This is a genomic window from Nonomuraea sp. CX421 (assembly GCF_059358955.1).
Window position 1 is genome coordinate 181736 of record NZ_JCADBK010000006.1, and the last position, 25168, is coordinate 206903.

Consider the following 25168-nt stretch of genomic DNA (forward strand, 5'->3'; position numbering starts at 1 on the left):
AGGGGAACCCGTTCGGACTGACTACTCTTGGCGCCATGACCTCGTCCAAACCGAAGACCGTCCAGACGATGAAGCCCGAGACCGCGGCCAAGAAGCTGGGCGTCCTTCTCTCGGCCACTCCCGCCGAGTTCCAGGCGGGTGTCGTCTCCAGGGACGAGCTGAACGAGCTGCAGTCGTCGCCACCTGCCTGGCTCGCTGACCTGCGCCGCAACGGCCCGCACCCCAGGCAGGTCGTGGCCGCGAAGCTCGGGGTCTCCCATTCCGGCCTGGCCAGAGGCGGGATCACCGGACCGCTCACCACCGCTGAGATCGACGCGCTGAAGGCGGAGAACCCGGCGTGGCTGGAGCGCGAGCGGTCCATCCACGCCGAGGCCCGCAAAGAGGCCCTCCGCCTCAGGCAACGCTAGACAGATCCCCTCAGGGACGTCTCGCCGTACCGCGCGGCAGCGAAGGTCAGGTCCAGCCGTGTTCTCTGGCGGCCATGCCCGCCTGGAAGCGGGTGACGGCGTTGAGGTCTCTCATCAGGAGGTGGATGCGGCGCTGCACGGTGCGCAGGCCGAGGCCGAGTGAGCGGGCGATGACCTCGTCGGTCAGGCCGGCGGCGAGCAGTCCGACCAGCTTCCTGTCCAGTTCGGCGGGCCCGTGGTCCGGCGAGGCCGGCCTGGGCGCCGCGCGCAGCGGGGAGGCGCGCTTCCATTCCAGCTCGAACAGGGCCAGGAGGGCGTCGAGCAACGTGGAGCGGTGCACCACGAATGCCGCGTTGATGCCGTCCACGCCGTTGAACACGGGGACCAGGGCGAGCGCCTCGTCGGCCATCCAGAGCTTCAGCGGCACGGTGGGCAGCACGCGCGCCTGCTCGCCGGCCGCGCAGGCGGACCAGATCGTGTCGAGCTTGCCCGGCAGGGTCAGGGTCTCCTGGTCGTACAGGCTGCGGTAGTCGATGCCGGCGAGGAGCATCTGACGTTCGCGGTCCTCGTTGCTGTTGAGGACGGACATCACGAACGGCGGTCTCTCCATGACGCGGAAGACGGCCCGCGCACTGTCCTGGATCGCGTACGCGCGGCTGAGGATGTTCTCGGCGCCGGTGATCACTTCGATCTGCTCGCCGGGGTGCACGGTGTTCCTGGTGGCGCGGTGGAACGACGAGGTCAGGTCGTGGACGGCCGAGCGGGCCTGGTTCAGCTCCTCCTCGCGCAGCGCCAGCATGGGCTTGAAGGCGACGTCGGGGGAGATGGCGACGTAGCGCGCGCGGCGCCCGGGTAACCGGTTGGCCAGGCCGCGCCGGGCGAAGGTCGCCAGCATGCGGGCGACCGCCGCCGTCGTCAGGCCGCAGCACGCCGCGAGCTCTCCGGCGGTCGAACGCGGCTGGTCGACGAGGGTGGAATACAGGTGGCTCTCGGTCGGTGACAGCCCGATCGCTTCCAGCATGCGAAACCTCACTCATCTGGCGGCATCCCGCCATGTGGCGGGTTCCAGTCCGGAGTGCGCCCTTGCGCGGTGACCGATTCCCAAGATTAAGTCAGCAAAGAATTGATCTCCATGGCCTTCGGCCGGTGATCGGCCGGGGCGCCGCAGTGTTCGGAGGCTGTCGCGCAGATGGTGCAATCCCCCAGGTTACGTGTGCTCGGAGCTTTACTGCTGGCGGTCGTGCCGCTGGCCGCGGTCAGCGAGGGCGCGTCGGCGGCGCCGCCCGCCCCGGCCGTGAAACCGTCATCCGTCGTCATGTCCCCGGTCAGGCTCACGCTGCTGACCGGGGACACCGTCGTCTACGCCAAGGACGGCTCGGGCCGTGCCTCGGTGACCGTGGACCTCGCCCCCGGCCGCGAGGCCCTCACCTACCGGGCCCTGCAGGACAAGCGGGGCTACTACGTGTTCCCGAGCGACGTCCAGCCGTACGTGCGCGCGGGTCTGCTGGACAAGGAGCTGTTCAACCTCGACTCCCTCGCAGCCGGTGGCGGTGCGAAGGGAGGCGACCTCGGCCTGATCGTCCAGTACCAGGATCAGGTGAAGGACTCCGAGATCGCGGGTAAGGTCCGCGCGCTGAAGGGCGGCCAGGATCCGCTGGTGCTGAAGAGCATCGACGGCGCCGCGCTCAAGGTGGACAAGGAGCAGGTGGGCGCCTTCTGGGAGTCGATCCGCGGCGAGGCGCCGTCGATCGCCAAGGGCCGGTCGGCGACCGCCGATCCCGCCCTGGGGGCCGGCCTGCGCAAGGTCTGGCTCGACGCCAGGGTCAAGACCCTCGACGACGTGAGCAACCCGCAGATCGGCGCACCCACCGCCTGGGCCGCCGGGTTCGACGGCACCGGCGCCGAGGTGGGGATCATCGACACCGGCGTCGACGACAAGCACCCCGACCTGCGGGACAGGATCGCCGCCGTGCGCAACTTCGTGCCCGAGGGCAATCCCGGCGGGGGTGATCCCGACGTGGTCACCGACCGGCACGGGCACGGCACCCATGTGGCCGCCATCGTCGCGGGCAGCGGCGCGGCCTCCGGCGGCAGGTACAAGGGCGTGGCTCCGGGCGCCCGGCTGAGCATCGCCAAGGCGCTGGACGACTCCGGCAGCGGGCAGACGTCCGAGATCATCGCCGCGATGCAGTGGCAGGCGGAGACCCGCCGCGTCCGGGTGGTCAGCATGAGCCTGGGCGGGAGCCCCACCGATGGCACCGACCCGCTGAGCCAGGCGGCGAACGAGCTCACCGCCGAGCACGGCACGCTCTTCGTCGTGGCGGCGGGCAACTCGGGTCCGGATCCCTCGACGGTGGCGGCCCCCGGCGCGGCCACGGCCGCGCTCACCGTGGGCGCGGTGGACAGCGCGGACCGGGTCGCCGACTTCTCCAGCCGCGGCCCGCGCCTGGGGGACGTCCCGACGATCAAGCCGGAGATCACCGCTCCGGGCGTGCGGATCATCGCGGCACGCGCCGCGGGCACCGCGATGGGCGGACCGATCGACGACCACTACACCGCGGCCTCCGGCACCTCGATGGCCACGCCGCATGTGGCCGCCGCCGCCGGCATCATGGCCGCCAAACACCCCGGCTGGACCCCGGAGCAGCTCAAGACCGCGCTGGTCGCCACCGCTCAACCCCTCGAAGGCAGTCCGTACGACCTGGGCGCCGGACGGCTGGACGTGGGCAGGGCGGTCACCCAGCACGTCTTCGGCGACCTGTCGGAGGTGTCGGCCAAGTTCGTCGAGCCGTACGACGGCCAGACGCTGACCAGGAAGGTGACCTACCGCAACACCGGCGAGGAGTCCGTCACCCTGGCCCTGTCGGTGGCGCTCGCGCACGGCGACGCCGCGGCCCCCGACGGGATGGCGACGGTCACGCCGTCGTCGCTGACCATCCCGGCGGGCGGCACCGGCGAAGCCCGGCTCACCATCGAGCCCACCGTCGGCGCCGCCGGCTGGTACGCGGGCAGGCTGACGGCGAGCGGCGGCACCGAACGGCTGACCGCGCCGATCGCCTTCCACAAGGGGGCCAGATACAACACCCTGAAGGTCAGGCTGGTCGGCGACCCGAAGTGGTCCAGGATGTATTCGACCATCTCCTTCTCCCGGATGAACGACACCGATCCGCTCCTGGACGGCGAGCCGCTCGAGTTCCAGGGCGGACAGTGGCGGGCCACCGACACGGACAACACCTGGGAGCAGGACGTCAGGCTGCCGCACGGCGGTGTCTACTCGGCGATCACCCAGGTGCTGGGTTTCGCGGTCCCGGACCGTGAGCCGCAGCACCATCTCATGATCGAGCCGGAGCTGCGCCTCGACGGCGACGCCACCGTCACCTTCGACTGGAGCGGCACCAAGCCGATCCAGTTCGCCACGCCGCGGCCGTCAGAGGCGAACGGCTTCAACATGATGTACACCCAGTCGGCCGCGTCCGGACGCCAGACGCACAGCGGTCTCATCACGGTCTACGAGGGCGTCCGGCCGAGCGGCTTCTTCGTCTCGCCCACCAGGGCCCCGTCGCTGGGCGGCGCCGTGCTGAACCTCGACCAGATCCGCCGCGCCGCACAGGTCCGGTTGACCGTGGCGGGACAGGAACTGGACCCCTACTACGCGACCGACCGGCTCGACGCCATGCCCAAGTTCGCCACCGATCGCCGCCTCACCCTGGCCAGGGGAGGGAACCTGCGAGGGAAGCTGGCCTACGTCACCGGCGAGGCTCCCGAGGAGTTCCTCGCGGGCGTGGACGCGGCGGTGGCCGCCGGCGCCGCGGGCGTGCTCGCGGGCAGCCACATGGGACGGGTGATGTCCGTCGAACCGTACGTGGACCACGCCAAGATCCCGGTCATCTCTCTCGGCAAGGCCGACATCGCCCGCGTGGAGGCGGCTCTGGCGGGCAAGTCGTCCCTGCGGGCCGACCTGAAGGCCGAACTGACCAATCCGTACGAGTACAAGCTCGCCTCCTGGTTGCGCGGCGGCGTCCCCGGCAACCTGAGCTTCACCGTCAAGCCGAGCGAGCTCGCGCAGATCGACACCACCTACCACGCCCAGTTCGCCCCTCCGGCGGGCAGGCACGGCCCCGGCACCAACGCCTCGGAGGTCAACCACCACTTCGGTCCCGGCGTGAACCTGAGCTACCGGGCGTCGATCAACTTCGCCATCCCCGCCAGTCGCACCGAGTACTACAGCGTCCTCGCTCCGGACCTGCTGTGGCAGCGCGGCTACCAGTTCAGCGACACCGGGGCCACCGAGGCCATGCGGATCGCCACGTCCAACCGCGGGTTCCCACGGCCCGTGCGGGAGACGGAGCACTGGAACGAGCCGCTGGTGCCCTCCCGCGCCGCGGTCGGCCCTGACACGCCGGCCAACTTCGATCTCGCGCTCTTCTGCGACACCTGCCGGCAGGGCGACCGGCTGCGCCTGCGCACGCTCAGCGCCGCGGGCCTGGGCTACTACGCGGACGCCTCCGATCCGAGCCACTCCTACCAGGGGGCGCCGGGCACCGAGGAGACCCGCCTGTTCAGCGGTGACCGGGAGCTGACGCCCGAGACCGATCAGCTCGGCCTGCCCTACTACACGGTCCCCGCCGGCGAGGGCGTCTACCGGCTGACCAACGTGTTCAAGGACGGCTTCACCGGCCGGCACGGCGGCACCAGCGTCGACACCAGCTGGACGTTCCGCTCCGCCCGCCCGGCGGCCGGCAAGCCCTCCTTCCCCTGCCTGGACGGCAAGCTGTTCGGCGACCAGAACCCGTGCGCCGAGCTGCCGCTCATCCAGCTCGTCCACCGCCTCGGCCTGCCGGCGGACGACACCGTACGGGCGGGCCGACCGTTCACCTTCACCTTCGACGCCAAGGGCGGCGTGGGCCGCTCGACCAGGCTCCGTGTGTGGACGTCCGCCGACCAGGGCGCGCACTGGACTCCGGCCGTCGTCGTACCGGGCCTCGGCACCACGCATCGGGTGGTGACCAGGCACCCCGACACCCCGGGGACGGTCAGCATCAGGACCGAGGCGGCGGACTCCGCGGGCAACTCGGTGCGGCAGACCATCGTCGACGCCTACAAGGTCAAGTGAACAAGGGGGATGGGGAGCGCCCTCCGGGCGCTCCCCATCCCCCTGGAAGGGGCGTTCAGCGGCCGGCTCCGTGACGCGCGTCAGCCTTGTACGGTCTGGGCGGCGACCAGGTCGGCGTACCTGCCGCCCAGGGCCATGAGTTCGGCGTGGGTGCCGCGTTGCACGACCCGTCCCGAGTCGATGACGAGGATCAGGTCGGCGTCGCGGACCGTGCTGAGCCGGTGGGCGATGACGATCCGGGTCTGGACGAGGCGGCTCAGGTTGGCCTCGATGACCGCCTCGGTGGCGCTGTCGAGGTTGCTGGTGGCCTCGTCGAGCAGCAGCACCTTGGGCCGTGACAGCACGGCGCGGGCCAGGGCGAGCCGCTGCCGCTGGCCGCCGGACAGCCCGCCGCCGTCGGTGAGCACGGTCTCGTAGCCCATCGGCATCGCCGCGATCTCGTCGTGCAGCCCGGCCAGCCGGGCCGCCGAGACGACCCGCCGGAGTGACGCGCCGGGGTCGTTCATCGCGATGTTCTCCCTGATCGAGCCGTTGAACAGGGAGGGGTCCTGGGTGACCACGCCGAACTGGCGGCGCAGGGTGCGCAGGTTCAGCTCGGCGGCGGGGACGCCGTCGTAGCGGATCTCACCCTCGGTGGGCAGGTGCAGCGCGAGCAGCAGCCTGGCGAGGGTGCTCTTGCCCGAGCCGGAGGCGCCCACGAGGGCGACCTTCTGTCCGGGCCGGATGGCGACCGAGACGCCCCGCACGGTCCACGGGCCGCGGGGGTCGTGCCGGAAGCTCACGCCGCGCAGCTCCACGGCGCCGCGGAGCCGGAGCACCTCGATGCCGTCGCTCGGCTCGGGCTCGGAGGCCAGGATGTCCGACAGCCGGTCGAAGTGCGCGCCGGCCTGCTGCAGGCTCTGCAGGCCGGTCATCAGTGAGCTCAGCGGGGTCAGGGCACCGAGCGCGATGGCGTTGAGCGCGATCAGCTCGCCCATGGTGAGCTCGCCGTCCAGCACCCGCCAGGCGCCGAGCCACAGCAGCCCGAGCGGCGCCACCACCCGGATCGCGGACAGCGAGGCCTCCAGGAAACCTCTGGTGAGGCCGCTGCGCACGTCGGCGTTGAGCTGTTTGGCGAAGTGGCCCGACCACTGGTCCACCGCCCGTTTCTCGGCGCCCGACGCCTTGAGCGTCTCGATGCCGGTGATCGCCTGGATGAGGCTGCTCTGCGAGGCGGACAGCGCGGTCAGCTCCTGCCGGGTGAGCAGGGCGATGCGGTTGGTGGTGGCCAGCAGCAGCACCGTCTGGAGGAGGGCGACGCCGGTCAGCGCCACCCCGAAGACGGGGTCCCAGAGGTACACGAGGACGAGGTAGCCCACGGCCAGCGGGCCGTCGAGCAGCGCCGCCACGACCTGGCCGGTGAGGATGTCGCCCAGGGTCGAGACGCCGGCGGCGCGGGTGACCAGGTCGCCCTTGCCGCGCTGGGTGAAGTAGCGGTAGGGCAGGGCCACCAGGTGACCGACCACCCCCTCGGTGAGCTCCTGGTCGGCCCGTGCGCGTACGGCGACGAGCAGCGCCGCCCGCAGGTAACCGATCACCAGCTGGGCCGCGCCCGCCAGCAGCACGGCGACGCCCAGCAGCGACAGGAGCTCCGCGCCCCGCGCGGGGACGATGGTGTCGATCAGCAGCTCGGAGAACAGCGGCAGCGCCAGCCCGAGCAACTGCAGCAGCAGCGAGGCGGCGATGACCTGCGCGAGCAGGCCGCGACGGCGCCGGAACAGGGTGCGGAGGAACTCGCGGCGCCAGGCGCTCGCCATCGAGGTCGTGCCCCGGTGGAATCCCTCTCCGGGTTCGAAGACCAGCAGCACGCCGGTGAACCCGGCGCTGAACTCCTCGGCGGTGAGCCGGCGACGGCCCTGGCTCGGGTCGACGACGTCCACCCGGTCGGGCGACCAGCGTTCGACCACCACGAAGTGCCTGAACTCCCAGTGCGCGATCGCGGGAAGCGGCACCCGCGCCAGGTCCTCGGGCGCGAGGGAGAAGGCCCGCGCCTTCAGGCCGTGCTCGCGGGCGCCGTCCACGATGGCCTTGGCGCTCAGGCCGTCCCTGCCGACCTGGAGCCGTTCGGCCACTTGGAGCAGGGTGGTGCGCTGGCCGTGGTGGCAGAGCACCATGGCCAGGCAGGCCGCGCCGCACTCGGTGTCGGTGTTCTGCAGCAGGACGGGGACGCGGCGCATCATCGGACCGTCTCCAGGATCACCGCGGTCAGCACGGCCGCGCCCGCCGCGATGACCGCCACCGCCACCCACAGCAGCAGGAACGAGGGTGTCCTGATCACCAGCGACAGGCGGTCGCCGGTGTGGGCGCCGTCGCGGCCGCGCAGCGCCTCCTCCCGGTAGACGCCGTGCCGCCCGGGGGCGTCGTGCGCCTGAGGGGCCTCGTGGCCGGCCACGTCCAGTGCCGTTCCTTCCCGCCGCGTCTCCGCGACCCTGTCCGATTCGGCCGGCCTCGTGCCGAACGCCGGTCGCCGAGGCTCCGAACCGGCCCCGGCCTTGGAGAAGGCTAGGAACGGCCGCTTGGAAGTCAGTTGGGAACCACCTGAGCCCCGGGCTCCGCCTGCCGGAGGACGGGCCGGGTTCCCGGCCTGGTGGTGGGTAGGGGGAGAACGAGGGATGGGAGGAGGTGAAGATCGTGAACGAGAAACACTGGGACGTTCAGATCGACATATCCGAGAACGACGACACCACGACCGCGCAGGCCACTCTCGCGACTCCGGCCGACGCGCAGCTGACCGGCTACGGCGAGGCGCACCGCAATCCGCACGACCCGCCGGCCGCGGGAATCGGTGACGAGCTCGCCGCCGCCCGGGCGCTGGACGACCTCACCCGGCAACTGCTCGGGGTGGCCGACCAGGACGTGGTGCGCAACGCGAGATCCGGCTCGGGAGTGGGGCTGGCCTGATCACGGCAGGACCTGATCACGGCAGAGACGGCCGCGCCGTCCGTACGGGGTCCGCGGGAGCGCTCGTCTTCTCGCGGACCCCGTACGGACAGGTGGCGAAGGTCCCCTACCCTGAGCGCATGATTCGCATCGCCACCCCCGACGACGTCCCCCTGATCCTCGAACTGATCCATGACCTGGCCGAATATGAGAAGGCTCCGCAGGAGGTCCAGGTCACCGAGGAGCAGTTGCGCGACACACTCTTCGGCGACGCGCCCGCCGTCTTCGCGCACATCGCCGAGGACGGGGGAGAGGTGGCTGGGTTCGCCATGTGGTTCCTCAACTACTCCACGTGGCGCGGCACGCACGGCATCTACCTGGAGGACCTGTACGTACGGCCGGACCGGCGGGGCGGCGGGCACGGCAGAGCGCTGCTGACGGAGCTGGCCCGGATCTGCGTCGAGCGCGGATACCAGCGGCTCGAATGGTCGGTCCTCGACTGGAACGAGCCGGCCATCGCCTTCTACCGGTCGCTCGGCGCCGGTCCGATGGACGAGTGGACCACGTTCAGGCTGACCGACGAGCCGCTCCGGCGGCTCGGGAGCGGCGCGTCGCGGCGGTCGTGAGCGCGAGGGAGCGCCGGGGCCCCAGCCGGCGTGGTCCGGGCCGGGTTTCGGATATGCGATCTTGACCGTAAGCCAGGTTTGGGCTATACCGATCTGATCAACTGTTCATACGACCTGGGATGCGTGGATGAGAGTCCGACGATGGGCGTACCTGGGTGCCGCCGCGTGAGCGGCTACCAGCTCGACAGGATCGGCGGCGGGCTCGTCGTCTCCTGCCAGGTGCCGGAGGATCACCCGCTGCGCGACACCGGGATGGTGGCCAGGCTCGCCGAGTGCGCCGAGCTCGGCGGCGCCGCCGGGCTGCGGATCGACACGCCCGAGGACGTCCTGGCGGTGCGCGAGCGCACCGGTCTGCCGGTGATCGGCCAGCACAGGGTGCCCTTCGCGCACCGGCACCTCATCACGCCGACGCTGCGTCTGGCCGCCGGGCTCGTGGAGGCCGGGGCCGACATCGTCGCGATCGACGTCACCGCCGAGTCGCCGTCGGGCCCCGACCTGGTGGCCGCCGTCCGGCGCAAGTTCGACCGGCCGGTGATGGCCGACGTCTCCACGGTCGAGGAAGGGCTGAAGGCTTGGGCGGCAGGCGCCGACGTCATCGGCACCACGCTGTCCGGCTACACCGCCCGCCAGTTGCCCACGCCCGGTGAGCCCGATCTCGACCTGGTGGGCGCGCTCGCCGCGCGCGGCGTACGGGTCGTCGCCGAGGGCCGTTACCGCACCGAGGACCAGGTACGTCAGGCGTTCGCGGCCGGCGCCTGGTCGGTGGTCGTGGGTGACGCCATCACCGACCCGATCGCCATCACCGGCCGGCTCGCCCGGGTCACTCCTGCCGCCACCGTCATCGAGGCCGCCGGATAGGGGGGCGGACCGGGCGGCGCCTCGCCGAGGCGCCGCCGTCGTCCTAGGACCTGGAGTGCGCAGGCTGCTTGACCCCGGCGGTCGAACGCCGGAGCATGTCGGCGTCCTGCTCCTGCTCCTGCTCGAGGTCGCGGTGCGTCTCCTCGATGCGCAGCGCCACCCCCAGGGCGAAGAACGTCGGCGCCCATTCGCCGACGAAGATGCCCCAGCGGTCGGCCCGGTCGAGAGCCGAGCCCTTGGCGTTCCTGGACAGCATCCACGACGCGAAAGAAAGGCCGATCGAGGCGGTGCCGGCAATGTAGGCGTGCTGGGACTTGATGCCCATCTTGTGCAGCATTTTGATCATGATTTCCCCCTTGGTGAGGTGCTGTTACCCGAGGTGGAGGCCGGTAACCGAGCCGCGGGCCGTTTTGCCGGGTCTTGACGGCGTCCGTCCCGGAACCCGGTTCTCGCCCCGGACGCGAGCGCCCGACGTGCTCGTTTAGGCACTTCGCCCCCGGGCATCCACTGCGGAAACTCATGAACCGGGGGGTGTGTCATGCCGGCGTTCGACGCCTCCGCCTACGGGCGGAGCATCGCCGACATCTACGACGCGACCGTGCGCGAGTTGCCCACCGAACGCGCGGTCGAGCGGCTGCACGAGCTGGCCGGCGACGGCCCCGTGCTGGAGTTCGGCATCGGCACCGGCCGCCTGGCGCTCCCGCTGGCGGCGCGTGGGCTCGGCGTGGCGGGGATCGACGGGTCGCCGGAGATGGTGGAGGTGCTGCGGGCCAAGCCGGGCGGCGAGGACATCGCGGTGATCGTGGGCGACTTCTCCGCCGCCACGGTGAAGGGCCGGTTCGGGCTGGTGCTCCTGGCGGCCAACACGATCTACGCCCTGCCGTCGCAGGACGACCAGGTCAGATGCTTCCGCAACGCGGCCGAGCATCTGCGGCCCGGTGGCAGGTTCGTGGTCGAGGCCTGGGTGCCCAACCTGAACGCCTTCCAGGACGGCTCGGCACTGCGGCTGCTGTCGATGAGCGAGGACGTGGTCGTCGCCGAGGCCGCGCAGGTGTTCCCGGCCGAGCAGCTGATGCGCACCACGAAGGTCAGGATGACCGCCGAAGGGGTACGCCTGTTGCCGGCCAACCACCGCTACGCCTGGCCGGCCGAGCTCGACCTGATGGCCCGCCTGGCCGGCATGGAGCTGGAGCACCGCTGGTCCGACTGGGACGGCGCCGCGTTCACCGATGCCAGCACCGCACACGTGTCGGTCTACCGGCTCTGACCTTGGGAGTGATTCCGATACGCCTGCCTGAGGCCCGCGGTCCCATCACCGCGCACCTGTTCGAACGGCTTCGCGAGGCACCCGGCGCCACCGCGCCGCCCCTCCCGTCCGCGGCGCCCGACCTGGAGGATCCCGATCTGCAGCTCGCCCTGTTCGCCTGCTACGAGCTGCACTACCAGGGGTTCGACGACGTGGATGACCGCTGGGAGTGGGAGCCGTCCCTGCTGCGGGCTCGCGCGATGCTGGAGCGGGCCTTCGAGGAGGCGCTGGCGCGGGCCGTGCCCTGGCCGGAGCCGGTGGGGCCGCGCGATGTGCGGCGGAGGCTGAACGAGCTGGCCGCCGCCGCCGACGGGCCGTCGGTGTCGGCGTTCATGCGGCGCGAGGCCACCCTGGAGCAGTTCCGCGAGTTCGTCGTCCACCGGTCGATCTACCACCTCAAGGAGGCCGACCCGCACACCTGGGTGATTCCGCGACTGCGGGGCGGCCCCAAGGCCGCGCTGGTGGAGATCCAGGCCGACGAGTACGGCGGCGGCCGGCGCGAGCGCATGCACGCCGAGCTGTTCCGCGGCACCATGCGCCACCTCGGCCTGGACGACTCCTACGGCGCCTACCTCGGCCGGGTGCCGCCCATCACGCTGGCGATCTCCAACGCCATGTCGCTGTTCGGGCTGCACCGCAGGCTGCGCGGCGCCGCGCTCGGCCATCTGGCGGCCCTGGAGATGACGTCCTCGCAGCCCAACCGCCGCTACGCCATGGGCCTGCGGCGGCTCGGCGGCGATGCCGTGGCCACCCGCTTCTACGACGAGCACGTGCAGGCCGACGCGGTGCACGAGCAGATCGCCGTGCACGACATGTGCGTCGGGTTCGCGACGGAGCACCCCGAGCAGACCGGCGTCCTGCTGTGGGGCGCGGCCTGCGCGCTGACCCTGGAACGGCTGTGGGCCGGTCACGTCATGCCCCGCTGGGAGCGGGGCCGGACCTCGCTGGCCGGTGACAGCGTCGCGTCGAGCCCGGTGTGATGGACCTCGACTATGTCCTGCCGCTGCGCTGGGACGACGACTCGGGGCTGGACGAGCTCACCGGCTACCTGCGCGGCCTGGCCCGTCACGTGCGGGTCGTCGTCGTGGACGGCAGCCCCGCCGGGCTGTTCGAGCGGCACGCCCGCCGCTGGCGCGGCCTGGCCCTGCACGTGCCTCCCGACGCCGGCCTCCGCTTCGCCAACGGCAAGGTGGCCGGCGTCACCACCGGGCTGCGGCTGGCCCGCGCCGACCGCGTGGTGATCGCCGACGACGACGTCCGCTACGACGTGGCGGGACTGCGCCGGATGCACGCGCTGCTGGCCGGGGCCGACCTGGTCCGGCCGCAGAACTACTTCGACCCGGCGCCCTGGCACGCCCGCTGGGACACCGCCCGCACGCTGCTCAACCGGGGGCTGGGTGCCGACTATCCGGGGACGTTCGGCCTGCGCCGGGAGTTCTTCCTGCGGATGGGCGGTTACGACGGCGACGTGCTGTTCGAGAACCTGGAGCTGATCCGCACCGTCCGCGCCCACGACGGGATCGAGGTCCACGACCCCGGCCTCTACGTCCGGCGGCTGCCGTGCGACGCGCGGCGGTTCTGGTCGCAGCGGGTCCGGCAGGCCTACGACGACCTGGCACAGCCGGTGCGGATGGGGCTGTTCCTGGCCGTGCTGCCCGCCGTGACCGCGGGGCTGGCGCGGGGGCGGTGGAGGGCGTTGCTGGCGGGCGCCGGGCTGGTCGTGGGCCTGGCCGAGGCGGGGCGGCGGCGGGCAGGCGGGCGACGGGTCTTCCCGGGCAGCGCGTCGCTGTTCGCCCCGGTCTGGGTGCTGGAACGGGCCACCTGCAGCTGGCTGGCCGTGGGGGCGGCGCTGACCGGGGGAGTGCGGTACGCGGGCCGCAGGCTCGGCACGGCCGCCCACTCGCCGCGCCGGCTGCGCGAACGCCGGCGTCAGGCCGGCGGGGCGGGCTCGCTCGCGGCCCGGAAGCCCGCCACCTTGTGCGAGCCGTCGCAGAACGGCTTGACCGACGACCGGCCGCACCGGCACAGCGCCACCGTGGCCCTGCCGGGATCGATCGGCACGCCGTCCTGAGTCAGCAGCGCGAACCGGCCCCGCACGAGCAGCGGGCCGTCCTCGCAAGCCGTCACCGTCACGACCGGGTCCTCCTCGGGAGGATCGTTCTGGGCAGGCATGCGCCGCCACCTGCCCTCGGAGGCAACCGGAAAACTTGCTCACGGTCACGCTTCACTGGACGGCGTGAGATCGTTCAGAGGTCCGATCGTGATCAGATCGCGACCACCCCTTCGTGGTCCCAACGTAACGTCCTCGGGGTGCCTGAGGTCGAGTCGAAGTTGAGCAACGAGCCCCAACCGCTGCCGCAACGCGAGGACGCCCAGCGCTGCCGCAGCGTCGACTCCGAACGGCGCTGCGTCCTCCCCATGGGTCATCAAAGCGGCCATGTATACCCGCCTGCGGAGATCGTCACGGAGTTCTAGTGCCTGACCTCGATGCCCCTTAGCTCCGTAAAGGGCGCGTCCGGACTGGACAAGTGGGCATTCGGCCGGAGATCGCCTGGGCATCAAGCGGGCATGCACCAGAACTTCCACCGCAAATCGCTCCTGCTGACGGCCGTCGTCGTTCCTGCCCTACTCGCGGGGTGCGCGGCCGGAGGCAGTACGTCCGCCATGGGCGTGGCCAGTCCGCCGACCGAGACCACGAGCCCGATGCCGCCCGAAAACGAGATGAGCCCCCTGCCCACCGGCTCGGAGATGAGCCCGGGGGCGACGGAGAGCGCCGAGCAGGGCTCTCCGAAGGCCGCCGTCCAGGCGTACTTCGACGCCCTCAAGGCCGGTGACGCGGACAAGGCCGTCGCCGCGTACACCCCGGAGGGGCTCGCCGCCGTCCAGGGCATGGCGACCGCGGAGGGCACGGACGCGCTGACCAAGCTCTACAAGGAGATGCTGAAGGAGAAGGACACCGCGACGCACAAGATCGAGGAGGCGGCCGCGGCCGGTGACTGGGCCTTCGTCCGCGCGTCCAGCGAGAAGGACGGCCAGAAGATGAGGGAGTTCTTCATCCTCAAGAAGACCGGCAACGAGTGGAAGATCGACCGCTACATGAACAACGACTCCTCCTGACCGGGGCCCGGAGCCCAGGTCATGCCCGGCGAGCACGCCCGGGACGAGGACGAGCGAGATCAGGGGCCACCCCGGCCGCGACCACGGCACAGACGGTGAAAGCTCGCGACGAGACCGTCGGCGCCGAGGGCGGCCGGGGTCGCGCTTGTGAACGGCGCCCCACCGGACGCCACCGCGACGGGACACGCACCCGGGCCACGCGCGACCTAGTGTGGCCGCATGGGGGACCTCTCGCGCTATCAGCATCCTCGGTTCGCTCGGATGTACGAACGGATGAGCGGCCAGGCCGAACGGTTCGGCATGGCCGGGCACCGCGATCGGCTGCTGTCCGGGCTGTCCGGGCGGGTGGTGGAGGTAGGGGCGGGCAACGGCCTCAACTTCCCCCACTATCCCGCGGAGGTCCGGGAGGTCGTCGCCGTCGAGCCCGAGGACGTGCTGCGCGGCCTGGCCGAGCGGGCCGCGCCCACCTCGCCGGTGCCGGTCCAGGTCGTCGCCGGGCACGCGGGCGAGCTGCCGTTCGACGACGCGACGTTCGACGCCGCCGTGGTCTCGCTGGTGCTCTGCTCCGTGGAGTCCCAGGCCGCCGCGCTCGCCGAGCTGCGCCGCGTCCTGCGGCCGGGCGGTGAGCTGCGCTTCTTCGAGCACGTACGCTCCGGCAGGCGGGTCCGGGCCACCCTGGAGCACCTCGTCACCCCGCTGTGGTGGCGGTTGTGCGGTGGCTGCCGCCCCAACCGCGACACCACGGCCGCCATCCGCGACGCCGGGTTCACGATCGAGGCGAACGACCGCTTCGTCTTCCGTCCGGCGCCCGGCTCCCCCTCCATGACCCACATCCTCGGCCGCGCCCACCGCTGACCCCCGGGAACCCGCGCCGCCTCTCCGGTGTACCAACACCGGAGGTGTGTGATGAAGAGGATTGTGACCATCCTGGTCGCGGTTGCCGCGCTGGCCGCCGGGGCGCTCCCGGTCTCGGCCACCGGCAACTGGGCGGTGACCTATCTCGACCCGATGCCCGAGCGGTTCGCCCCCGGCACGACGTACACGCTCGGGTTCTGGGTGCTCCAGCACGGCAGCCACCCCTATGAGGGCGACCTGGGCGAGACGGGCTTGCGGCTCACCGGCGACGGCGGTAAGGAGCTGACCTTCCGCGGCACCCCGCTGCCCGAACGCGGTCACTACGTCACCGCGATCGCCGTGCCCGAGGGATCGTGGCGCGTCGAGGGCGTCCAGGGCCGGTTCGAGCCCTATCTCGTGGGCACGCTCAGCGTCCCGGGCGGCCTGGAGGTGCGGCCGGTGACCGACGACGTGGTGATGCGGGTGGGCAAGGACTACTGGGGTGACATCCGGCCGCCGGGGTTCCCGCGCGACGGGCAGCCCTCCAAGGCCGCCGCCGTGCCATCGGCAGGGACGCCGGCCACCGCGCCCGCCACCGCGCCCGCCACCCCGCCCGCGACGGCGCCGGCCGTCCCGGCCGCCGCGGCTTCCCCGCCGGGCGGGCAGAGCGGGGTTCCGGGGTACGCGTTGCTGATCGCCGCCGCCGGTGGGGCGCTGCTGGCGCTGGCCGCGTCGCGGCTGTCCTCCAGGCGGGGCCGGCGAGAGCCCGAGCCACCCGTGGACGAACGGCGGGACACCCTGGCCTTCCCGGGCTGACCGGAGCGGGACCGCGGCCACCCGCGGGCCGGGTCGCGGCCCGGCCCGCGGTGGGCGGGGGCGCGGCGCTTGTCAGGCCACCGGGCGTCTGAGAGATTGCGATTACCTTTGCGATCATCTGCCACGGAGGACACGCGTGCCACAATTACGCCCGGCCCTCTTCGCCGTCGCCCTCACGGTGGCGATGGCGGCCCCCGCCCACGCGGCCGTGGGGCCCGTCATCACCGTCGAGAACAACCGCACCCAACCGGTCTTCTCCTACGCGGACGCCGTCCGCGAGCACGTCTACGTCGAGTCCACCGTCGACAGCGACGCCGACGGCCGGCTGGACAGGGTCCGCGTCGACATCATCCGGCCCAAGGAGTCCGGCCCCGGGCTCAAGGTGCCGGTGATCATCGATGAGAGCCCCTACTACGACAACTCCGGACGCGGTAACGAGGGGGAGCGGAAGGTCTACGACGCCAACGGGAATGTCACGAAATTTCCGTTGTACTACGACAACTTCTTCGTGCCCCGTGGCTACGCCGTCCTCAACGTCGACATGCTCGGCACCACCAAGTCCGACGGCTGCCCCGACATCGGCGGCAAGGCCGACGTGCTGGGCGGCAAGGCGGTCATCGACTGGCTGAACGGCCGCGCCCCGGCGTTCCGCGCCGACGGCGGCCCTGCCGTGGCCGACTGGACCACCGGCAAGGCCGCGATGATCGGCAAGTCCTACGACGGCACGCTGGCCAACGCCGTCGCCGCCACAGGGGTGCGCGGGCTGGAGACGATCGTGCCCATCTCGGCGATCAGCTCCTGGTACAAGTACCAGCGCTCGAACGGCGTGGTCTACAACTACGACTACGCCTCCTGGCTGGCCGACTACATCGACACCGATCCGCAGGCCAAATGCCAGGCCGTACGCGACCGCATGGACGCCGAGGACGGCGACGACACCGGCGACCACAACGCCTTCTGGGCCGAGCGCGACTACATCTCCGGCCTGCTGGGCGACGTCTCGAAGGTCAGGGCCAGCGTCTTCGTGGCCCACACCAGCAACGACCTGAACGTCAAGCCGGACAACTTCTCCACCTGGTGGCAGGCGCTGGCCAAGCGGAACGTGCCGCGCAAGATCTGGGTCGGCCAGTACCAGCACGTGGACCCGTTCGACTTCGAGGGCCGCAGGGACCTGTGGGTCGACACGCTGCACCGCTGGTTCGACCACTGGCTGCACGGCGTGCGCAACGGCATCATGAACGAGCCGCGCGCCGACGTGCAGGTGGGGCCGACGCAGTGGATCACGCAGCGCGACTGGCCGGCGCCGTACGCGGCCAAGCTCCGGTTGCGTCCGGCCGCCGACGGCTCGCTCGGGCTGAAGCCGGCCGCCAAGGGCGCGACCGCGTCGTTCGCCGACGTGCGGATGTCGGAGTCGGACATGATCGCGAACGTGGGCACGGCCGACCCGGGCCGCGTGGCCTTCACCACCGGGCCGCTCCCGCTCAGCCTGCGACTGTCGGGCACGCCCACGGCGGACCTGAGGGTCAAGCTCGACCAGCCCACGGCCAACCTGACGGCCTTGCTCGTCGACTTCGGCGACGCCACCCGCGTCGACTGGCGGCGCGGCCAGGGCATCACCACCGTCGCCGAGGAGGACTGCCACGGCGAGAGCACGGCCGCCGACGACGCCTGCTACCGCAAGGTCGTCACCAACGTGGCCGACCGGCCCGCCGAGATCGTCGCCCGCGGCTGGATCGACGTGCGCAACCGCGACTCGCTCAGCGCGCCCGCTCCGCTGCCCGTCGGGACGTACGGCACGGTCAGGTGGGAGACGTTGCCGCACGACTACACCTTCGCCAAGGGGCACCGTCTCGCCCTGGTGATCGCGGGCACCGACGGGACCTACACCAGCGAGACCGGCACCGGCGCGAACGTCACGGTCGACCTCGCCCGGAGCAGCGTCTCGGTGCCGTTCGTGCTGGGCACGCCGCTGGTGGACGTGCCGAAGGACCAGGGCGCCTTCCGTGGCCCCGAGCGGCTGTGGCTGCCGGAGCCGGAGCCGGAGTTCAGCTTCTTCTGACCGGTGCCGGACGGCCGGCCTGAGGACGTGCCGGACCGCCGGGTGGTTGCCACGCCGACCACCACCCGGCGGTCCTGTCCAGATCCCCTCCTCACTGGTACCAGCCGCAGTTGGTCCAGGTGCCGCCGCCCTCGCCGTCCTGCACGTACGGGCCCGGATCTCTCGGCACCTTCCACGTCACGCGGAGCTTGAGCGTGCCCCCGCCGGTGGTGGTGCCCGCGGTCGTCCGGCCGTCGCCCCTGGCCGTGCCCTGCCAGCGGACGGTGATCGTGCCGGACCCGGTGACCGCCGGGCCGGGGCAGTCGGGACGGGAGGCGGGCGCCTTCACCCGGAACGACCTGCCGGAGACGGCGATGCCGCGCGAGCCGGTGACGGACGTGACGCGGCAGGCGCCGCCCTTGCAGGCGAGCGCGAACGAACCGGTGCGCCGGGTGTCCAGACTGATCGAGGCGGGCGTCAGCGACGCCACCGGGGCCTTCGGGCGGGGCAGGACCGCCTGCCTGACCGGTGACCGGTGGGTCGTCCCCGTCTCGCTCGGCCGTGACGTGCCCGTCGCGCGTTCCCCGGACGGTTCCGCCGGGCTCATGGTGCCGGCCACGGTCGGGCCCACGTTCGAGCTCTCCGCCGGGCTCGCGGCGGGCGTCGCGGCGTCGCCCGGCGGGGGCACGGGCACCGCCGCCTGGGGCGAGGGACGGCCGCCGGGCACCGGCGTCACCACCGGCCCCGGCGCGGACATCTCGGAGATCACGGTCATCCGCTGGCGGGCGTTGAGCCCCGACCAGGCCAGGCCCGCGACCAGGATGCCGACGCCGACGAACAGCCCGACGCGGGCCACCGTCCTGATCGTGATCGCCGGCTCGGGTTCGGCCTCGTCGGGGCGGTTCTGCCAGAACTCGTCCCGCCCGACCCGCAGCTCCACCACCTGCCCGCCGGGCACCCAGGCCGGACCGCTCTCGCTCCCGCCGGTCCACGGTGGTTCGCTCTCCCTGCCGCGCGCCCAGACCGGCTCGCCGCCGGCCTCGGGAGCCGGTGTCAGGTCCTCGGCCGTGGCCCGGATCCGCGCCGCCGGCGCGTACACGACCTTCCCCAGTGGGCCATCGTCCGTGTGGTGCTCCCATGGCGGGCCACCTTCGGCCCGGCGTGAGGGGTCCCTCTCGTGACCGGCCGGGCCGCTGGTGCTCCGGTCGTGAGCGGACGCCGCTGGAAGGTTCCGGTACGGCACGCCTCCGCGGGCGCGTCGGACGATGGCCCAGTCAGGGCCGGGCACCGTCGAAGCCGGAACGACGATGCCGTTCGCGGCTCCGGTGCCCGTTCGGGCCGCGGCCTCCGAGCCGGAGAGACCGGAGACGCCGGTGTGGACAGGGTCGGCGGGTTCGGCCGGGCCGGCGGGGGCGGTGGGGTCGGTGGGGTCGGTGGGCTGGACGGGGTCGGCGAGCTCGGTGACGTCGTCGGGGAGATAGACGGGGGCGGCCAGGATGGGCCCCCGGCCCCGGCCGGCCGGTGCCGCCCTGCGGATCGGCATGGTCGTGACCAGGGCCTCGTCGTCCGAGGCCGGTCCCTGGTCGGGCGGACCTGGCCGGGCGTGCCGGCTGGTGGTGCGATGCGCGGCCAGGTCGTCGGTGTGCTCCGGGCCGGCGGCGGCCGCGCCCGCCACCGGCCCGGAACTCCCCCTGGTCCCCGTCGTGGGGCCGGGGACCGAGGAGATCGGGGGTGGCGCGGGCTCCGTCAGGCCGCGCACCTGGGTGGGGAATCCGTCGTCGCGCCACATTCCGGCCTCACCGGGCAGCGGCAGCGCCCAGGCCAGCTGCTCGCCGAGCGTGCTCGGCGCGGGCGCGATCGGCATCTGCCGGAGCAGGGTGTCGGCCACCATCGTGCGCGGCGCCCGCCGGCAGTCGCCGCAGCGCGCGATGTGACGGCTGATCCGCGCGCGGGTCCGCCTGCCCGGCGTGGAGGCCCAGTCCGTCACCCGGGACTCCAACGCCGGGCACCCATGGCGGGTCCTCGCGGCGATGACGGCGGCGAACCACTCCTCCAGCCCGTCGGCCGCCTCCAGCACGATGGTCTCGACCTCGTCCGGGCCCACGTCGAAGATCACCGCGATCTCCGCGCTCGTCAGGCCGTGCCGTACGGACAGGTCGAGGAGCTCCCTGTGCGGCGGGTCGAGGGCGCGCAGGGCCTCGGGCAGCAGATCCGACATCCTGCCCGGCCGCGACCACGAGCCGACGCTGGTGGGAGTGGCCAGATAGGTGCGGTGCGCGCGGGCCAGCGCGTACAGCCAGGGGCGCAGCAGGGACGACTGCTCCACCCGGTCGGCGCGGGCCTGCGCCGACAGCAGCGCTCCCGCCACGGCCAGCTCGGCGTCGCTCGAGGCGAGCTCCGTCCGGCAGTAGTCGTAGAGATGGGGCCCGTAGCCGTCGCACAGCTCGCGAACGGCTTCGCGAGCGTCCTCCGACAGGGTTCGCCACATCCGAGTCCCATCTCCTTCCCGCTGTGTGTGCTGCCGGCCGGTCAGCCCGGTAGCTGCTCGGCGACCTCGGTGGCCCAGTAGGTCACCACGCTGCCCGCCCCGGCCCGGCGGATCGCGACCAGGCTCTCCCGGATCGCGCGGTCGCGGTTGAGCCAGCCGCGCTCGGCGGCCGCCTCGATCGCCGCGTACTCGCCCGAGACCTGGTAGGCCACCACCGGCACGTTGACCAGGTCTGCGACCCTGCGCACCACGTCGAGGTAGAGCCCGGCCGGCTTGACCATCACCATGTCGGCGCCCTCCTCCACGTCCAGCAGCACCTCGCGCAACGACTCGCGCAGGTTGGCGGGATCCTGCTGGTGCGTCGAGCGGGTGCCGACCAGGCGGGACTCGACGGCGTCGCGGAACGGGCCGTAGAAGGCGGAGTCATACTTGGCGGCGTAGGCCAGGATCGGCACCCGCTGGTGCCCGGACCGGTCGAGCGCGGCCCTGATCGCGCCGACCTGGCCGTCCATCATGCCGCTCGGCGCGACCATGTGGGCCCCGGCCGTGGCCTGGGCGACCGCGACCTCGGCGTACGCGCGCAGCGTGGCGTCGTTGTCCACGTCGCCGCCGGCGTCGAGCACGCCGACGTGCCCGTGCTCGGTGTACTCGTCCAGGTTGACGTCGCCGATCACCACCATCTGGTCGCCCACCTCGGCGGCGATGTCGGCGAGTGCCAGCTGCGTGATGCCGTGCTCGTCCCAGGCGCCGCGCCCGTCGCGGTCCTTAGCCTCCGGGATGCCGAAGACCAGCAGCCCGCCGACGCCGGCCCGCGCCGCAGCCGCGGCCGCCTTGCGCACGCTGTCGCGGGTGTGCTGGACCTGGCCGGGCATGCAGGCGATCGGCCTGGGCTCGTCCAGCCCCTCGCGGACGAACAGGGGCTGCACCAGGTCCGCCGGATGCAGCCGGGTCTCCGCGACCAGGCCGCGCAGGGCGTTGGTACGCCGCAGGCGGCGAGGTCGGTCTGCGGGATAACTCACGATTCAGCCTCCGATCACCTTGCCGAGCAGAACCCGCTCGGCATGTTCGACAGCGGCTGCGGGCGGCAGCCGGAACCAGTAGCCGGCGTTGGCGCGCGCCGTGATGTTCAGTGCCCGCAAGCCGCACAGGTGCTCAGCGGTCTTGATCGCCAACCCGCCGGGGTCGATCACCGGCAGGCCGTGGAACTCGTGGATGCGCAGGTGGACCAGGATCACGTTGGGGATGCCCTCCGCCGGCACCAGCCACTGCGCCCCCGCCTCCGCCGCCCGCCGCGCGGCCGCGGAATAGGCGTCCACGAGTGGCCCGAAGTCGTGTGCCAACGCGCGTTCGACCAGCGCCGTGCCGTTCTCGACGACCTGATAGGAGGCCAGCTCGGCGCCCGCCGCGCGGATGTTCTCGGTGATGGGCTCGGCCAGGTCGGGGATGAAGCCGATCACGCCCAGCCGGTGGCGCTCCATCCTGGCCGCCTGCCACACCGCGTCGCCGTAGCCGACGACGGGGATCGAGACCCGCGAGCGGGCCACCGCCAGACCCGGATCCTGCCCGGCCCCGCTGATCCACGCGGTGCAACCCGCACGCTCGGCGGCCACGGCCGTCTGCGCGAAATAGTGGCCGAAGAGCAGTCCGAGCTGCCCGTAACCGACCAGGTGCTCGGGTAACGCCGTGCCGTACGTCTCCGGGGGGAGCGTGTGGATCTCCACGGTGGTGCCAGGAGAGGTGACCAGGGCCAGATGCTCGGCGTACAACTTGTCCAGGAGCGCGGAGCGGCCTTCGACGGTGTGTTTCTGGAACCAGATGCGCATGTCAGCTGTGCCTCACCGCTGGGGAGGTGAACGAGTGGGGGACGGTGTCGAGCATCGACGCCTGTGCCAGGTAGACGCGGGTGGCCTCCGGGTCGCCCGCGATCGCGCGCAGCCCCGCCATCGCCGCGGCCAGCTTGGCGGTGTTGCGGTCCTGTACGCCGGCGACGCGCGCCTCGCTGCGCGGGATCACCCGTTCCAGCAGCACGGCCCGCCGCCGCCAGGCCCAGGCGTCGAGCGCGTCGACGCCGGCCCGGCCGCCGAGCACGTTGGCGAGCACGTGACCGAGGTCGACGGCGTCGTGGATGCCGGCGTTCATGTTGAGCCCGCCGGCGGTGGAGGTGAGGTGCGCCGCGTCGCCGGCGAACAGCACGCGACCGCACCGGTAGGACGACAGCACGCCCCGGGCCAGGCCGTACCTGTCGGCGCCGATGACGCGCACCGGCCGGCGGACTCCGGGAAGCGCCCGGCGTACCAGCTCGGAGACGTTGGCGGCGGACAGCGGATCGCGGGCGTCGCACGGGATCCTGACGATGATCCGCCAGTGGTCGCGCAGCGCCAGCAGGCTGCAGGACTGGCCGACGTCGCGCACGTACGTGAGCGGCGCCAGGCGGGGCAGCAACTGGTCGAGCGGTGAGTCGGTGAAGACGCGCAGCGCCTGGGTGGGATAGCTGGACCGGGGGAACGGCAGCCCGAGCGACCTGCGCACGGTGCTGTGCGCCCCGTCCGCGGCGATCACGTACTTGGCCCGGGTCCAGGTGTGCCCGATGCGGATCCGCACCCCGGTGCCGCCCTCGGCCACTCCGTCCACGCGCGTGCCGAACCGCACGTCCGCCTCCGGACAGTCGGACAGCGCCGCCAGCAGCAGCGGGGTGAGCGAGGACTGCTCGGCGTGCAGCCGGAACGGGTGCCGGGTCAGCCCGTCCAGGCTGCCCATCCCCATCTCGGCCAGCACGCTGCCGGCCCGGTCGCGCCACTGGACGCGTTCCACGATCCGGCCGCGGGAGATGAGCTGCTCGGCGACGCCGAGGTCGTCCAGCAGGTCGAGCGTGGCCGGGTGGAAGGTGGAGGCGCGGGACTGGGAGGCCAGCCCCGGCTCGCGTTCCAGGACGGTGACCGGCACGCCGGCCCTGGCCAGGGTGAGCGCCGCCGCCAGCCCGACCGGGCCCGCGCCGACCACGACGACGCCGTTCATGACCGCTGCCCCTGGGCCGCCGGGCGGTGCGGCACCCGGCCCAGCCGGATCGGCTGGCCCGTCGCCCTGGACAGCGCCCACCAGGCGCTGCACAGGTTGGAGGTGAGCAGGATCCGGTCGTTGCCGGCGCCGATGGACACCAGCGTGGGCAGCGTGAGCATCCCGGTGCCGGTGATCAGCACCACGGCGTCGTGCGGCAGGCACGCCTGGCCCACCTGCTCGACCAGCTCGGCTGGGGTGACGGAGTAGGGCGCGAACATGCCCTGCGCCCGCACCGGCACCACCCGGCTGATGTTCACGCCGGCCGACTTCCAGAACCGTTCGGCGAGCTCGGTCAGCCACGGCTGGTACGGCGAGACGAGGATGATCTCGTCGGCGCCCACCTGCTCGATGGCCTCCAGCGTGGCCATCGTCGCCGAGGCGAACGGGATCCCGAACCTCCTGCTCAGCTCGTCGCACCGGAACCGGTCCTCGTCGGGGCCGAGCAGGTAGCGCGAGCCGCTGCAGAGCATGACCATCGCGTCCAGCGGCAGGTTGCCGAAGGAGCAGATCATCGCGGGCAGCGCCTCGTTGTAGCTCTCCAGCCGTTCGGCCAGGCCCAGTCCCGGCCGTACGGGGAAGCGGGTGACGTGCATGTCCGCGCGGGATCCGAGCAGGCGTGCCAGCTCGGGCTCCGCCGCCGGGTTCGCGGGCGGCACGATCACGCCCACTCTGCCTCGCCTCATGCCGTCCCTCCGGGCTGACCTTCGAGTGCGAACAGCGTGCGCAGGGCGTCGGCGTACCGGTCGCCCAGCGGGGAGTCCGCGTGGCGGGTGACGCGGGTGATAGGCCCGTCCAGGAACGCCTCGACCACGCGCTGGACGGTGTCCCTGACCTCGTCGCGCGCGGAGTCGTCCAGTCCGGGCGCCCGGGAGGCGAGCCGGCCCAGCTCCGCGTCGGCCACGGCCTCCGCCTTGCGCCGCAGCGCCGTCACGACGGGCGCCACCCTCGGCGTGGCAGGTGCCGTGATCGTGCCGTGCCCGCCGCGCGGGCCGGGGACGGTGGTGACGGCCGCGTGCCCGTTGCGCGGGACGGGAACCGTGGTGATCCTGCCGCGCCCACCGCGCGGGCCGGGAGCCGGGCCGATCCCCATGTACCGGCGCCTGCCCCCCAGGACGGGAGGAGGGATGAGGTCGGCGGTCATCAGCAACCCGACCAGGCCGCGGCCCAGAACGCCGCTTCGCGACGGGCCCGCTTCTCGTCCTCGTCGGTGAGGTCGAGCCGCACCCCCGTGCGTTCGACGCCGAGCATGTCCACTGCGGCCCCGATCACGGTGTCCGCGAATTCCCGTTGACGGTCGGTGTTCACGTTCGCCGGGCATTCGACCTTGATGGTGACCATGGGGTTCCTCCCGCTGGGGGTTCTGGGGGTGATCAAGACGCCTGCTCGAGCACCTGGTCGATCACGCTGATGGCCTGGTCGGACACCTGCCTGATGTGGTGCAGCCGGTGCACGGTGCGTTCGGCGGAGGCGGCGGTTCTCGGGTGGTCGTCGCTCGAAGTGGGGGTCGGTGCGGGCCGTTCGCCGCGTGCGGTCACGGCGTAGGGGTGCTGGTACGGCCTGCGGAGGTCGTCGGCGAGCATGGCCACTCC

24 protein-coding genes and 1 pseudogene are annotated in these 25168 nt (G+C 72.5%); 12 read left to right on the forward strand and 13 right to left on the reverse strand.

Annotated features, from left to right (window positions below):
• The first annotated feature begins 35 nt into the window (after positions 1-35).
• The gene (locus tag AC5L3X_RS14030) at positions 36-407 is read left to right on the forward strand and encodes a DUF5997 family protein (protein WP_494857350.1); all 372 of its coding nucleotides are present in this window, start codon (positions 36-38) and stop codon (positions 405-407) included.
• A gap of 46 nt (positions 408-453) precedes the next feature.
• On the opposite strand, the gene AC5L3X_RS14035 is transcribed toward AC5L3X_RS14030, so the two are convergent.
• Positions 454-1428, reverse strand: a complete 975-nt coding sequence (locus AC5L3X_RS14035; protein ID WP_494857351.1) for a helix-turn-helix domain-containing protein — start codon at positions 1426-1428, stop codon at positions 454-456.
• A gap of 192 nt (positions 1429-1620) precedes the next feature.
• On the opposite strand from AC5L3X_RS14035, the gene AC5L3X_RS14040 reads away from it, so the two are divergent.
• Positions 1621-5520: a S8 family serine peptidase gene (locus AC5L3X_RS14040; RefSeq protein WP_494857352.1), complete on the forward strand. Its 3900-nt coding sequence runs from the start codon at positions 1621-1623 to the stop codon at positions 5518-5520.
• 80 nt (positions 5521-5600) lie between these two features.
• Here the strand turns inward: AC5L3X_RS14040 and AC5L3X_RS14045 are convergent, their stop codons facing one another.
• Positions 5601-7739 carry a peptidase domain-containing ABC transporter gene (locus AC5L3X_RS14045; RefSeq protein ID WP_494857353.1) on the reverse strand — a complete coding sequence of 713 codons (2139 nt, stop codon included), beginning with the start codon at positions 7737-7739 and terminating at the stop codon, positions 5601-5603.
• Entirely contained in the window at positions 7736-7951 is a 216-nt protein-coding gene (locus AC5L3X_RS14050; RefSeq protein ID WP_189128182.1) for a hypothetical protein, read from the reverse strand. Before AC5L3X_RS14050 ends, AC5L3X_RS14045 begins: the two co-directional genes overlap by 4 nt.
• Positions 7952-8190: 239 nt before the next feature.
• On the opposite strand from AC5L3X_RS14050, the gene AC5L3X_RS14055 reads away from it, so the two are divergent.
• The 3 genes from AC5L3X_RS14055 (at position 8191) to AC5L3X_RS14065 (ending at position 9923) form a co-directional block, all read left to right on the forward strand.
• The gene (locus AC5L3X_RS14055) at positions 8191-8460 is read left to right on the forward strand and encodes a dsRBD fold-containing protein (protein WP_225263269.1); all 270 of its coding nucleotides are present in this window, start codon (positions 8191-8193) and stop codon (positions 8458-8460) included.
• A 119-nt stretch (positions 8461-8579) separates the two neighbouring features.
• On the forward strand, positions 8580-9065 hold the full coding sequence (locus AC5L3X_RS14060) for a GNAT family N-acetyltransferase (RefSeq protein WP_189128184.1): 486 nt from the start codon (positions 8580-8582) through the stop codon (positions 9063-9065).
• A gap of 165 nt (positions 9066-9230) precedes the next feature.
• Positions 9231-9923: an N-acetylmannosamine-6-phosphate 2-epimerase gene (locus tag AC5L3X_RS14065; protein WP_494857354.1), complete on the forward strand. Its 693-nt coding sequence runs from the start codon at positions 9231-9233 to the stop codon at positions 9921-9923.
• A gap of 43 nt (positions 9924-9966) precedes the next feature.
• Here AC5L3X_RS14065 and AC5L3X_RS14070 read toward each other — a convergent pair whose 3' ends face one another.
• Entirely contained in the window at positions 9967-10269 is a 303-nt protein-coding gene (locus AC5L3X_RS14070; RefSeq protein WP_494857355.1) for a hypothetical protein, read from the reverse strand.
• A 192-nt stretch (positions 10270-10461) separates the two neighbouring features.
• On the opposite strand from AC5L3X_RS14070, the gene AC5L3X_RS14075 reads away from it, so the two are divergent.
• The 3 genes from AC5L3X_RS14075 to AC5L3X_RS14085 are packed head-to-tail and all read left to right on the forward strand — an operon-like array spanning position 10462 to position 13300.
• Complete coding sequence (locus AC5L3X_RS14075) at positions 10462-11190, forward strand: class I SAM-dependent DNA methyltransferase (RefSeq protein WP_494857356.1); 729 nt, start codon at positions 10462-10464, stop codon at positions 11188-11190.
• 8 nt (positions 11191-11198) lie between these two features.
• The gene (locus AC5L3X_RS14080) at positions 11199-12209 is read left to right on the forward strand and encodes an iron-containing redox enzyme family protein (protein WP_494857357.1); all 1011 of its coding nucleotides are present in this window, start codon (positions 11199-11201) and stop codon (positions 12207-12209) included.
• A complete protein-coding gene (locus AC5L3X_RS14085; RefSeq protein ID WP_494857358.1) occupies positions 12209-13300 on the forward strand; it encodes a glycosyltransferase family 2 protein in 1092 nt (363 codons plus the stop codon). Before AC5L3X_RS14080 ends, AC5L3X_RS14085 begins: the two co-directional genes overlap by 1 nt.
• Here the strand turns inward: AC5L3X_RS14085 and AC5L3X_RS14090 are convergent.
• A pseudogene (locus AC5L3X_RS14090) lies at positions 13264-13401 on the reverse strand (hypothetical protein); the annotation flags it as partial. The gene AC5L3X_RS14085 and the pseudogene AC5L3X_RS14090 overlap by 37 nt on opposite strands.
• A 396-nt stretch (positions 13402-13797) precedes the next feature.
• Between AC5L3X_RS14090 and AC5L3X_RS14095 the strand changes: the two are divergent.
• The 4 genes from AC5L3X_RS14095 (at position 13798) to AC5L3X_RS14110 (ending at position 18055) form a co-directional block, all read left to right on the forward strand.
• On the forward strand, positions 13798-14346 hold the full coding sequence (locus tag AC5L3X_RS14095; RefSeq protein WP_494857359.1) for a YybH family protein: 549 nt from the start codon (positions 13798-13800) through the stop codon (positions 14344-14346).
• Between the two features lie 219 nt (positions 14347-14565).
• Positions 14566-15201: a class I SAM-dependent methyltransferase gene (locus tag AC5L3X_RS14100; RefSeq protein ID WP_189128190.1), complete on the forward strand. Its 636-nt coding sequence runs from the start codon at positions 14566-14568 to the stop codon at positions 15199-15201.
• A gap of 51 nt (positions 15202-15252) precedes the next feature.
• Complete coding sequence (locus AC5L3X_RS14105; RefSeq protein ID WP_494857360.1) at positions 15253-15996, forward strand: hypothetical protein; 744 nt, start codon at positions 15253-15255, stop codon at positions 15994-15996.
• Between the two features lie 136 nt (positions 15997-16132).
• Positions 16133-18055 (forward strand): Xaa-Pro dipeptidyl-peptidase, encoded by a 1923-nt coding sequence (locus AC5L3X_RS14110; protein ID WP_225263274.1) that lies wholly within the window; start codon positions 16133-16135, stop codon positions 18053-18055.
• Between the two features lie 91 nt (positions 18056-18146).
• On the opposite strand, the gene AC5L3X_RS14115 is transcribed toward AC5L3X_RS14110, so the two are convergent.
• From AC5L3X_RS14115 to AC5L3X_RS14150, 8 genes are read right to left on the reverse strand one after another with little or no spacing between them, the layout of a single operon-like run.
• On the reverse strand, positions 18147-20522 hold the full coding sequence (locus AC5L3X_RS14115; protein WP_494857361.1) for an RNA polymerase sigma factor: 2376 nt from the start codon (positions 20520-20522) through the stop codon (positions 18147-18149).
• A 41-nt stretch (positions 20523-20563) separates the two neighbouring features.
• The gene (gene hemB / locus AC5L3X_RS14120) at positions 20564-21541 is read right to left on the reverse strand and encodes a porphobilinogen synthase (protein ID WP_494857362.1); all 978 of its coding nucleotides are present in this window, start codon (positions 21539-21541) and stop codon (positions 20564-20566) included.
• 3 nt (positions 21542-21544) lie between these two features.
• Positions 21545-22345 carry an aspartate/glutamate racemase family protein gene (locus AC5L3X_RS14125; RefSeq protein ID WP_189128193.1) on the reverse strand — a complete coding sequence of 267 codons (801 nt, stop codon included), beginning with the start codon at positions 22343-22345 and terminating at the stop codon, positions 21545-21547.
• A gap of 1 nt (position 22346) precedes the next feature.
• Complete coding sequence (locus tag AC5L3X_RS14130) at positions 22347-23537, reverse strand: FAD-dependent oxidoreductase (protein WP_494857363.1); 1191 nt, start codon at positions 23535-23537, stop codon at positions 22347-22349.
• Positions 23534-24262: a maleate cis-trans isomerase family protein gene (locus AC5L3X_RS14135; protein WP_494857364.1), complete on the reverse strand. Its 729-nt coding sequence runs from the start codon at positions 24260-24262 to the stop codon at positions 23534-23536. The genes AC5L3X_RS14130 and AC5L3X_RS14135 overlap by 4 nt, the downstream gene beginning before the upstream one ends.
• Positions 24259-24669, reverse strand: coding sequence for a hypothetical protein (locus AC5L3X_RS14140; protein WP_494857365.1), 411 nt, complete (start codon positions 24667-24669; stop codon positions 24259-24261). The genes AC5L3X_RS14135 and AC5L3X_RS14140 overlap by 4 nt, the downstream gene beginning before the upstream one ends.
• A 50-nt stretch (positions 24670-24719) precedes the next feature.
• Positions 24720-24917: a hypothetical protein gene (locus tag AC5L3X_RS14145; protein WP_189128197.1), complete on the reverse strand. Its 198-nt coding sequence runs from the start codon at positions 24915-24917 to the stop codon at positions 24720-24722.
• A 32-nt stretch (positions 24918-24949) separates the two neighbouring features.
• A complete protein-coding gene (locus AC5L3X_RS14150) occupies positions 24950-25159 on the reverse strand; it encodes a hypothetical protein (RefSeq protein WP_189128198.1) in 210 nt (69 codons plus the stop codon).
• Between the last annotated feature and the right edge of the window lie 9 nt (positions 25160-25168).

Bases quoted from the DNA above. Each gene is read 5' to 3' on its own strand.
- AC5L3X_RS14060 (WP_189128184.1), top strand. From the start codon at position 8,580: ATGATTCGCATCGCCACCCCCGACGACGTCCCCCTGATCCTCGAACTG.
- AC5L3X_RS14125 (WP_189128193.1), bottom strand. From the start codon at position 22,345: ATGCGCATCTGGTTCCAGAAACACACCGTCGAAGGCCGCTCCGCGCTC.
- AC5L3X_RS14145 (WP_189128197.1), bottom strand. From the start codon at position 24,917: ATGGTCACCATCAAGGTCGAATGCCCGGCGAACGTGAACACCGACCGT.
- AC5L3X_RS14085 (WP_494857358.1), top strand. From the start codon at position 12,209: ATGGACCTCGACTATGTCCTGCCGCTGCGCTGGGACGACGACTCGGGG.
- AC5L3X_RS14070 (WP_494857355.1), bottom strand. From the start codon at position 10,269: ATGATCAAAATGCTGCACAAGATGGGCATCAAGTCCCAGCACGCCTAC.
- AC5L3X_RS14150 (WP_189128198.1), bottom strand. From the start codon at position 25,159: ATGCTCGCCGACGACCTCCGCAGGCCGTACCAGCACCCCTACGCCGTG.
- AC5L3X_RS14105 (WP_494857360.1), top strand. From the start codon at position 15,253: ATGAAGAGGATTGTGACCATCCTGGTCGCGGTTGCCGCGCTGGCCGCC.
- AC5L3X_RS14075 (WP_494857356.1), top strand. From the start codon at position 10,462: ATGCCGGCGTTCGACGCCTCCGCCTACGGGCGGAGCATCGCCGACATC.
- AC5L3X_RS14115 (WP_494857361.1), bottom strand. From the start codon at position 20,522: ATGTGGCGAACCCTGTCGGAGGACGCTCGCGAAGCCGTTCGCGAGCTG.
- AC5L3X_RS14095 (WP_494857359.1), top strand. From the start codon at position 13,798: ATGCACCAGAACTTCCACCGCAAATCGCTCCTGCTGACGGCCGTCGTC.
- AC5L3X_RS14045 (WP_494857353.1), bottom strand. From the start codon at position 7,739: ATGATGCGCCGCGTCCCCGTCCTGCTGCAGAACACCGACACCGAGTGC.
- AC5L3X_RS14130 (WP_494857363.1), bottom strand. From the start codon at position 23,537: ATGAACGGCGTCGTCGTGGTCGGCGCGGGCCCGGTCGGGCTGGCGGCG.
- AC5L3X_RS14030 (WP_494857350.1), top strand. From the start codon at position 36: ATGACCTCGTCCAAACCGAAGACCGTCCAGACGATGAAGCCCGAGACC.
- AC5L3X_RS14100 (WP_189128190.1), top strand. From the start codon at position 14,566: ATGGGGGACCTCTCGCGCTATCAGCATCCTCGGTTCGCTCGGATGTAC.
- AC5L3X_RS14035 (WP_494857351.1), bottom strand. From the start codon at position 1,428: ATGCTGGAAGCGATCGGGCTGTCACCGACCGAGAGCCACCTGTATTCC.
- AC5L3X_RS14140 (WP_494857365.1), bottom strand. From the start codon at position 24,669: ATGGGGATCGGCCCGGCTCCCGGCCCGCGCGGTGGGCGCGGCAGGATC.
- AC5L3X_RS14135 (WP_494857364.1), bottom strand. From the start codon at position 24,262: ATGAGGCGAGGCAGAGTGGGCGTGATCGTGCCGCCCGCGAACCCGGCG.